The following is a 9752-nucleotide window of genomic DNA, read 5'->3' on the forward strand; positions in this document are numbered from 1 at the left end:
ATTCCTCACAGGCCTGCGTGGGCGGCGATGGCGGCGGCGATGGCCAGGGCCAGCTCTTCGGGTTTGCGCTTGATCGAGTAGTTGGTCAGCTCAGGGTGGCTTTCCACGAAGCTTGTATTGAATTGGCCGCTGCGGAATTCCGGGTTGCGCAGGATTTCCTGGTAATAGGCGGCGGTGGTCTTCACGCCTTGCAGACGCATGTCATCCAGGGCGCGCAGGCCGCGGTCCATGGCTTCTTCCCAGGTCAACGCCCACACCACCAGTTTCAGGCACATGGAGTCGTAGAACGGCGGGATGGTGTAGCCGGTGTAGATCGCCGTGTCGGTACGCACGCCGGGGCCGCCGGGGGCGTAGTAACGGGTGATCTTGCCGAAACTGGGCAGGAAGTTGTTCTTCGGGTCTTCGGCGTTGATGCGGAACTGCAACGCAAAACCTCGGTGCTGGATATCTTCCTGTTTCACCGACAGCGGCAGGCCCGAGGCGATACGAATCTGCTCGCGGACGATGTCGATCCCGGTGATTTCCTCGGTGATGGTGTGTTCCACCTGCACCCGGGTGTTCATCTCCATGAAGTACACCTCGCCCTCGGCGAGCAGGAACTCCACGGTGCCGGCGTTCTCGTAGCCCACCGCCTTGGCCGCGCGCACCGACAGGTCGCCGATGTAGGCGCGCTGTTCCGGGGTCAACTGCGGGCTGGGGGCGATTTCAATGAGCTTCTGGTTGCGGCGCTGGATCGAGCAATCACGCTCGAACAGGTGCACGACGTTACCAAAGCTGTCACCGAGGATCTGCGCCTCGATGTGCTTGGGATTGACGATGCACTTTTCCAGGAACACTTCCGCCGAACCGAACGCCTTGGTGGCTTCGGAGATCACGCGAGGGAAGGCTTGTTCGAGTTCTTCGCGGCTGTTGCAACGGCGAATACCGCGACCGCCACCACCGGAAGTGGCCTTGAGCATCACCGGGTAACCGATACGGTCGCCTTCGGTGAGGGCTTCATGGATGTCGGCGACGTTGCCTTCGGTGCCCGGCGTGACCGGCACACCGGCCTTGATCATGCTGCGCCGCGCTTCGGTCTTGTCGCCCATGCGGCGGATGACTTCGGCGGACGGGCCGATGAATTTGATCCCGCGTTCGGCACAGATGTCCGCCAGCTCGGCGTTTTCCGACAGGAAACCGTAGCCGGGGTGCAGTGCATCGCAGCCGGTTTCCACGGCCAGGTTCACCAGCTTGCGCGGGTTCAGGTAACCGGCCAGGGGCTCGGCCCCGATGCTGTGGGCTTCGTCGGCACGCTTGACGTGCAACGCGTGGCGGTCGGCGTCCGAATAAACCGCGACCGAGCGAATGCCCATCTCGGCGCAGGCACGCACGATTCGTACGGCAATTTCACCACGGTTGGCGATCAGGATCTTTTTTATCACTTGGAAATTCCCTTGAGCCGATTGCTGCGTCTTTGACCTTGGTAGCAAGGTCAGCGCGTGACCAAATGTTTCATGACAGTCGCGAGACACACACTATGCGCACCGAGGGATTAACAAAAATCAATAATTATTGGGCTGTGTATAAGTAAAGACTTATAGTTGGCGGGATGATCGCTGATCGGGGAATTATTTAATGCGTAAGTCATTGATGCGTATGACATTGCGTCAGTTGCAGATTTTCAATGAAGTGTGTGATTTGCGTTCCTACAGCCGTGCAGCCGAGGAAATGTCCCTGACTCAACCGGCCGTCAGCCTGCAAATTCGCCAGCTCGAAGAGCTGATCGGCCAGCCGCTGTTCGACTATGTCGGCAAAAAGCTCTACATGACCGAGGCCGCCGAAGCCCTGCAACGGGCCAGCCGGGATATTTTCGGCCGCCTGGAAAACCTCGATATGCAGCTCTCGGACATGCAGGGCTCACTGCAGGGCCAATTGAAGCTGGCGGTGGAGTCCAGCGCCAAATACTTCGTGCCGCACCTGTTCGCCGCCTTCAAGCGCCAGCACCCGGAGGTGCAATTGCACCTGACCGTGGTCAATCGCGCCCAGGTGATCCGCCGGCTCTCTGACAACCGCGACGACCTGGTGATCATGTCCATGGTGCCCCAGGACATGGGCCTGGAATTCCTGCCGTTCCTGAATAACCCGATCGTCGCCGTGGCGCTGCCGGATCATCCGTTGAGCCTGAAAGGGCCGCTGCGCCTGCAGGACCTGGAACCCTACACCCTGCTCATCCGTGAACCGGGTTCCGGCACACGCCTGGCGTGCGAAGAGTACTTCAAGGAAAAACGCGTGCACTTCACCCAGACCGTGGAAGTGGCCTCGGCCGAGGCGCAGCGTGAGTGCGTGGTCGCAGGTTTGGGCGTGGCCCTGCTGACGCGCCACGCCTTGAACCTGGAACTGGCCACCGGCGGGCTCAAGGAGCTGGCGGTGGAAGAACTGCCGCTGTACCGCAGTTGGTGCCTGGTGCAAGCCAAAGCCAAGCGGCTGTCACCGGTGGCCCATGCGTTCCTGGGCTTTATCCGCAGCGAACGGGTACAGATCAGCGCCCTGGCTGAGCGCTTCGCTGGGCAGCCAAGGGCGCCTGCCAATGCAGTTCCGGGTAGTCACTGATGCTCTGCAGCAGCTGGCGCTGGTCACAGCGGTCTTCGATTGCGCGACGGAACGCCATGCGGCGCTGGTCTTCCTGCTGACGACGGGTCTTGACGGTGCTGTTGCTGTCTTCGTAGGTCCGGGCCATTTTGGAGTCTCCCAATGCGAGTGCGGGGAGTACAGGATGGGCACGGGGGATGACACGACGATGACAACCCGGTGAAGATTCTGGACACACAACGGATGCAAATGTGGGAGGGGGCTTGCCCCCGATGGCGGTGCGTCAGTCAATGAATCGGGTGACTGACACTGCGCTATCGGGGGCAAGCCCCCTCCCACATTTCGGCCGAGTATGGCCTTGAATCAGTCGTCGAGGGCCTTGACCGACTTGGGCGACAACCGCAGGCTGCGCAAACTGCGCTTCACGCTCTTGAGGTGGTTGACCAGGCTTGGCCCGCGAGCCATGGCAACCCCCATCGCCAGAACGTCGATCACCACCAGGTGAGCAATGCGCGAGGTCAGCGGCGTGTAGATCTCGGTGTCTTCATGCACGTCGATCGCCAGGTTCACCGTGGACAGCTCCGCCAATGGCGTCTGGCTCGGGCACAGGGTAATCAGCGAAGCGCCGCTTTCACGCACCAGGTTGGCGGTGATGAGCAGGTCTTTGGAGCGACCGGACTGGGAAATACAGATGGCCACGTCGGTGGGCTTCAAGGTCACCGCCGACATCGCCTGCATGTGCGGGTCGCTGTAGGCCGCCGCCGTGAGCAGCAGGCGGAAAAACTTATGCTGAGCGTCGGCCGCCACCGCACCGGAAGCACCAAAGCCGTAGAACTCCACGCGCTGGGCCTGGGACATCGCGGTCACGGCCTTTTGCAGCTCCACCGGGTCGAGCTTCTCGCGCACTTCCATCAGCGTATGCAACGTGGTGTCGAAGATTTTCAGGCTGTAGTCGGCGACGGAGTCGTCTTCATGGATCGCAAACTGGCCGAAGCTCGCCCCGGCGGCCAGGCTTTGCGCCAACTTGAGTTTCAAATCCTGAAACCCGGAGCAACCGATGGCGCGGCAGAAGCGCACGATGGTCGGCTCGCTGATGCCCACGCTGTGGGCCAGATCAGCCATGGAACTGTGCATCACAGCCGCAGGGTCAAGCAGCACGTGATCGGCAACCTTGAGTTCCGATTTGCGTAACAAATGGCGCGACTGGGCGATATGTTGCAACAGATTCAAAGGACAGGACTCTTGTTATTGGCAGACGCCAGGGATGTAGCAAGCTTGTAGTTATACTACAAGAATTGCCGTTTTGCCCGCCTGATGCAGCACTAAATCGCCCTGCCCCCCACTGAAATTAAGGGTAGAGGCTTTGTAGCCACAGGGGCTGCCCCCGAGTCATTAAGGAAATCCCGGATTTTGCCGTAACAAATCTGCCAGCCCCTCGGGGTGCATCGGTCGGCTGATCAGATAGCCCTGCACCTCGTCGCACCCCTCGCTTCGCAGGAAATCCAGTTGCTGCTGATCTTCCACGCCTTCGGCCACCACTTTGAGCGCCAACCCGTGGGCCATGGCGATGATCGCCCGGGTAATGGCGGCGTCCTCGCGCCCCTGGCCGAGCCCGCGGATAAAGGTCTGGTCGATCTTCACGTAGTCCACTGGAATACGCTTGAGGTAGCTGAGGGATGAATAGCCGGTACCGAAATCGTCGATGGCCAGCTTCACACCCAGCTCGCGCAACTGCCGGAAGGTCGTGATGATGTGCTCGACACTGTCGAGCAGCTGACTTTCGGTCAGTTCCAACTCGAGGTATTGCGGGTCCAGCCCGGTCTCTTCCAGCACCTGGCGCACCAGGCTGACCAGCTTGCCCTGGCGCAACTGATGCACCGACAGGTTCACCGACACGCGAATCGGCGCCAGCCCCTGACGCTGCCACTCACAGGCCTGCCAGCAGGCCTTGCGCAACACCGCCTCGCCCAACGGCACGATCAGGCCGGTTTCTTCGGCCAGACCGATAAAGTCCCCCGGCGGCACCAGGCCCCATTGCGGATGTTCCCAGCGCACCAGGGCCTCCACCGCATTGAGCTTGCCGGTGGCCAGGCACAGTTTGGGTTGGTAGAACACCGTGAGCTGGCCTTCGTCGATGGCCTTGCGCAGATGGTTTTCCAGCTGCAGGCGCTCCAGGGTGCTGGCTTGCAGGCTGTCGGTGTAGAACTGGAAATTATTCCCGCCCAGGTGCTTGGCGTGCTGCATCGCCATATTCGATTGGCTGACCAGCGCAGAAATTTCCCGCGCATTATCCGGCAGCAGGCTGACGCCCATGGAGGCGCTGACCACCAGCTCATGGCCCTCCACCGTCACCGGCACGCGCAGCTTTGCCAAGAGCCGGGTCGCCACGCGCGCCAGGCTCGACAAGTTGCCATAGGCATCGAACAGCACCGCGAATTCGTCACCGGACAGGCGGGCAATGGTGTCGGCTTCCGGCAGTGCGTTGATCAGCCGCCGTGCCATCCTCTGCAATAGCTGGTCGGCCACTTCATGGCCCAGGCTGTCATTGAGCAGCTTGAAACGGTCGAGGTTGATGTGCAGCAGCGCCAGGCTGCGCCCACCCTGACGCACGCGCTGATGCGCTTCGCGCAGCCGTTCGCGAAACAGCGAACGATTGGCCAGGCCCGTCAGCTCATCGTAATGGGTGAGGTAGCGCATGCGCTCCTCGGACTCGCGCCGCGCGGACAGATCGGCGAAAAAACCGACGATATGACTGACATTGCCGCGAGCATCGCGCACCACGCTCAGGTGCAGCCACTGCGGGTACAGCTCGCCGTTCTTGCGCGTCTCCACCAGCTCGCCCTGCCAGGTGCCGTGGCTGAGCAGTGCCTGGCGAATCACCGGGAAGTGCCGCCGGGCATCGCGACTGCAGGGTAACTCCACGACATTGCGCCCGAGCATGTCTTCGATGTCAAAACCGGTGACGCGGCTGAACGCCTGGTTGACCGCGATCAGCACGTAGTTGGGGTCGAGAATCACGATGCCTTCGCTGGCGGCCTCGAACACCGTCGAGGCAAGCCGTTGCTGTTCTTCCAGGGCCTTGCCGGCACTGATGTCGCGCCGCGTGCCGAGCATGCGGATCACTCGCCCACCGGGCGAACGCTCTACCGCACGCCCACGGTCCTCGATCCACACCCAGTGCCCGTCGCCATGGCGTATCCGGTATTCGACCTGATAATCCTCGCTGCGGCCCTTGAGGTGCTCCACCAACGCGTGCTTGAGCAGCGGCAGGTCGTCGGGGTGCAGGCGCGGCTTGAGATGACTGAGCATCGCGGTGACGTACTCGGGTTCCAGGCCGAACAGCTCCTTGAGGTGGGTGTGGTGCACCTCATCGGTTTGCAGATTCCAGTCCCACAGGCCCAGTTCACTGGCTTGCAGCGCCATGGCCAGGCGCGCCTCGCTTTTGTTCAGGGCGAGGCTGGCGGCGTCCAGTTCCTGGCCGCGCCGGACCATACGGTCTTGCAGGCCGGCCTGGGCGTCACGCAAGTCCTGTTCGACCTGGCGACGCTGCTCGACTTCGCGCATCAGCGCCTGGTTCAACTGCTCGCTGCGGCGCCGGGCCTGCTGCAAATGCTCGATCAGGGCCTGGTTCTGGAAACGTCGCAACAGCCCGCGCTGGATCAGGCGGTTGACCTGCCACGCCACCACGCTCAACGACGCCAGCAGGATCACACCGAGCACGCCCCAGCCCTGTTGCTGCGAGGTGCCGTTGCAGAACAGGTACGCGATGACCGGCAACAGGCACGGCAAGGCGAAGGACAAAAAGGCCCAGAGGCTGACGGCATACGCCACGCTGGCCGACAGCATCGCCGCGCCGATCAGGCCGAACACCCAGGCCTGTTGCATGAAGCTGTCGGTGGGCACCAGGGCGATGGCGGCGATCGACAGGGTCAGGCCGCTGACCGCCGAGCCGAGCAGGAACATCCGGCGCCAGACCGGTTGGGCCTGGCGGCTGGGCATGGCCGACTCAAAGGCCGCCACCTGGATGACCCGCATCGCCACCAGCGCCAGCAACCAGACCAGCCAGGCGCTGTCGAGCAGGTATTGCGCGGGGTTCCACAACAGCCAGGCGCAGACCAAACCATTGACCAGCATCAGCAGGGTTGGCACCAACGAGCCCTGATACAACAGGCGTGTCCGCTCCACCGCCATCTGGGTGGCGTAATGTTTGCGGATAACCTGCGCAGGCGCCGCCGAAGGGCCGAACAGGTCAGTGTCAAAGGTCATAGGCAGTGTTCTTATAATGGTGAGCCTGAACGTCGACGGAGCATACACAAGCAAACGCTCGGGCCAAACTGCTCCAGATCATAAAAAGCGCCCGGCTGTTGGGCGCAAAGCGTCGTTCCAGACAGCTTGAACGAGACGCCACGCGGGCTGTGGCGCATGACCGACCGGTCATCCGCGCCCCGCAGAATGTTGACCCGCTGGCGGTTTTCCGTCGGGCGCCTGGCATTGGGGTTTGCCCGTCTTCCCCCGGCACCCTAGAATGCGCCGATGCGCGATGATCTCTCCCTTTTGCTGAACTCCCTCAACGACGCCCAACGCCAGGCCGTAGCGGCCCCCGTTGGCCGTCAGTTGGTCCTGGCCGGTGCTGGCTCCGGTAAAACCCGAGTGCTGGTGCACCGTATCGCCTGGTTGATCCAGGTCGAGAACGCGTCGCCCCATTCCATCCTGTCGGTGACATTCACCAACAAGGCTGCCGCCGAGATGCGCCATCGCATCGAGCAACTGATGGGCATCAGCCCGGCCGGCATGTGGGTGGGCACCTTCCACGGCCTGGCACACCGCCTGTTGCGGGCGCATTGGCAGGAAGCGGGGCTGGCCCAGACGTTCCAGATCCTCGACAGCGACGATCAGCAGCGTCTGGTCAAGCGGGTGATCCGCGAACTGGGCCTCGACGAGCAACGCTGGCCGGCGCGCCAGGCCCAGTGGTTTATCAACGGCCAGAAAGACGAAGGCCTGCGTCCGCAGCATATCCAGGCCAGCGGCGATCTGTTCCTGGCCACCATGCGCAGCATCTATGAAGCCTACGAGGCAGCCTGCGCACGCGCCGGCGTGATCGACTTCTCCGAACTGCTGTTGCGTGCCCTGGACCTGTGGCGCGACAACCCCGGCTTGCTGGCCCATTACCAGAAGCGTTTCCGGCACGTTCTGGTGGATGAGTTCCAGGACACCAACGCCGTGCAGTACGCCTGGTTGCGCCTGCTGGCCAAGGGTGGCGACAGCCTGATGGTGGTGGGTGACGACGACCAGTCGATCTACGGCTGGCGCGGCGCGAAAATCGAGAACATCTATCAGTACTCCGAGGACTTCCCGGACGCGGTGACCATCCGCCTTGAGCAGAACTACCGCTCCACCGCCGGGATTCTCAAGGCCGCCAACGCCTTGATCGCCAACAACACCGGGCGCCTGGGCAAAGAGCTGTGGACCGACGGCGGCGAAGGCGAAGCGATCAACCTGTACGCCGCCTTCAACGAACACGATGAAGCGCGCTACGTGGTGGAAACCATCGAAGGTGCGTTGAAAACCGGCCTCTCGCGCAGCGATATCGCCATTCTTTACCGCTCCAACGCCCAATCGCGGGTATTGGAAGAAGCCTTGTTGCGCGAGCGCATCCCGTATCGCATCTACGGTGGCCAGCGCTTCTTCGAGCGTGCGGAAATCAAGAACGCCATGGCCTACCTGCGCTTGCTGGAAGGTCGGGGCAACGACGCGGCGCTGGAGCGGGTAATCAATATCCCGGCCCGTGGCATCGGCGAAAAAACCGTCGAGGCCATTCGCGAGCACGCCCGCCATGCCGATGTGTCGATGTGGGAGGCCATGCGCTTGCTCATCGCCAATAAAGGCCTGACGGGCCGCGCAGCCGGCGCCTTGGGTGTGTTTGTCGAGCTGATCGAGAACCTTGCGGCCAAGTGCGCCGAAATGCCCCTGCATCTGATGACCCAGACCGTGATCGAACAATCCGGGCTGATCGCCTACCACGAGGCTGAAAAAGGCGAAAAAGGCCAGGCCCGGGTAGAAAACCTCGAGGAACTGGTCAGCGCCGCCCGCGCATTCGAAAACGCCGAGAACGAAGAGGACCTTACTCCGCTCGCCGCCTTCCTTGGCCATGCTTCGCTGGAGGCGGGGGACGCCCAGGCTGACGAACATGAAGACAGCATCCAGTTGATGACCCTGCACAGTGCCAAGGGCCTGGAATTTCCGTATGTGTTCCTGGTGGGCATGGAAGAAGGCCTGTTCCCGCACAAGATGAGCCTGGAAGAGCCGGGCCGTCTTGAAGAAGAACGTCGCCTGGCTTACGTGGGCATTACCCGGGCCATGCAGAACCTGGTGATGACCTACGCCGAAACCCGACGCCTGTACGGCAGCGAGACCTACAACAAGGTGTCGCGCTTCGTACGTGAAGTGCCGAAGGGACTGATCCAGGAAGTGCGCCTGTCCAACAGCGTCAGCCGCCCGTTCGGCGGCGGCCAGCAGCAGAACTCCAGCACCATGTTTGCCGGTTCCGAGATTCCGGAAACACCGTTCAGCCTGGGCCAGCAGGTCAGGCACGCGATCTTCGGCGAAGGCGTGATCCTCAACTTCGAAGGTGCCGGCGCCCAGGCACGGGTGCAGGTGAACTTCGCCGAGGGCAGCAAGTGGCTGATGATGGGCTACGCCAAACTTGAGGCTGTCTGAAGTCTTCCCTCCTGTAGGAGCGAGCTTGCTCGCGAAGAACGTCCGGATAACGCGTTTATCCAGAATGCCCGCGTTATCGTTGACGATTTTCGCGAGCAAGCTCGCTCCTACAGAGAACCGTTCAACATGAAGGTTTTTGGCCCACCCTTGTTTTTAATAAGGGCGGGCCAATATCTGTAATAAGTCCTACAGACCATTCCGAATCAGTCCTACGCAAAAGCCCGAAACATTATGTCGCTAGCCACTGTCACTACACCTGTGCAACATGGCGCGCGTGCAATCCACAAATGGGAATTCCCTTTATGAAACGTTTTCTTAGCATCGCCATGGCGTTGTGCATCGGCTTGACGATGAGCCTCGACGCCAACGCCAAACGCTTCGGTGGCGGCAAGAGCATGGGCTCGGCGCCGACCCACCAGACCAGCCAGATGGCTCCATCCGCCGGTGCCGGCGGTGCTGCAGCTACC

General features: G+C 61.8%; 6 protein-coding genes and 1 pseudogene. 3 read left to right on the plus strand and 4 right to left on the minus strand.

Translation table 11 applies throughout. From position 1 onward, the window contains the following. Positions 1-5: 5 nt before the first annotated feature. Entirely contained in the window at positions 6-1421 is a 1416-nt protein-coding gene (locus tag BFP89_RS02515) for an acetyl-CoA carboxylase biotin carboxylase subunit (protein ID WP_003195732.1), read from the minus strand. Positions 1422-1614: 193 nt separating this feature from the next. On the opposite strand from BFP89_RS02515, the gene BFP89_RS02520 reads away from it, so the two are divergent. Then, positions 1615-2589, plus strand: coding sequence for a LysR family transcriptional regulator (locus BFP89_RS02520; protein ID WP_065883843.1), 975 nt, complete (start codon positions 1615-1617; stop codon positions 2587-2589). On the opposite strand, the gene BFP89_RS26955 is transcribed toward BFP89_RS02520, so the two are convergent. The 3 genes from BFP89_RS26955 to BFP89_RS02535 all read right to left on the minus strand — a co-directional run bounded on the left by BFP89_RS26955 (position 2519) and on the right by BFP89_RS02535 (position 6834). Further along, the gene (locus BFP89_RS26955) at positions 2519-2716 is read right to left on the minus strand and encodes a PA3496 family putative envelope integrity protein (RefSeq protein WP_083203275.1); all 198 of its coding nucleotides are present in this window, start codon (positions 2714-2716) and stop codon (positions 2519-2521) included. The genes BFP89_RS02520 and BFP89_RS26955 overlap by 71 nt on opposite strands. 215 nt (positions 2717-2931) lie before the next feature. Beyond that, positions 2932-3798 (minus strand): transcriptional regulator HexR, encoded by an 867-nt coding sequence (hexR, locus tag BFP89_RS02530; protein ID WP_003177007.1) that lies wholly within the window; start codon positions 3796-3798, stop codon positions 2932-2934. Positions 3799-3960: 162 nt separating this feature from the next. After that, positions 3961-6834 carry an EAL domain-containing protein gene (locus tag BFP89_RS02535; RefSeq protein ID WP_065883845.1) on the minus strand — a complete coding sequence of 958 codons (2874 nt, stop codon included), beginning with the start codon at positions 6832-6834 and terminating at the stop codon, positions 3961-3963. 267 nt (positions 6835-7101) lie between these two features. On the opposite strand from BFP89_RS02535, the gene uvrD reads away from it, so the two are divergent. Beyond that, positions 7102-9285 (plus strand): DNA helicase II, encoded by a 2184-nt coding sequence (gene uvrD / locus BFP89_RS02540; protein WP_065883846.1) that lies wholly within the window; start codon positions 7102-7104, stop codon positions 9283-9285. 302 nt (positions 9286-9587) lie between these two features. After that, positions 9588-9752, plus strand: a pseudogene (locus tag BFP89_RS29610) (hypothetical protein); the annotation flags it as partial.

This window comes from Pseudomonas sp. 31 R 17 (assembly GCF_900004915.1).
GTDB lineage: Bacteria > Pseudomonadota > Gammaproteobacteria > Pseudomonadales > Pseudomonadaceae > Aquipseudomonas > Aquipseudomonas orientalis_A.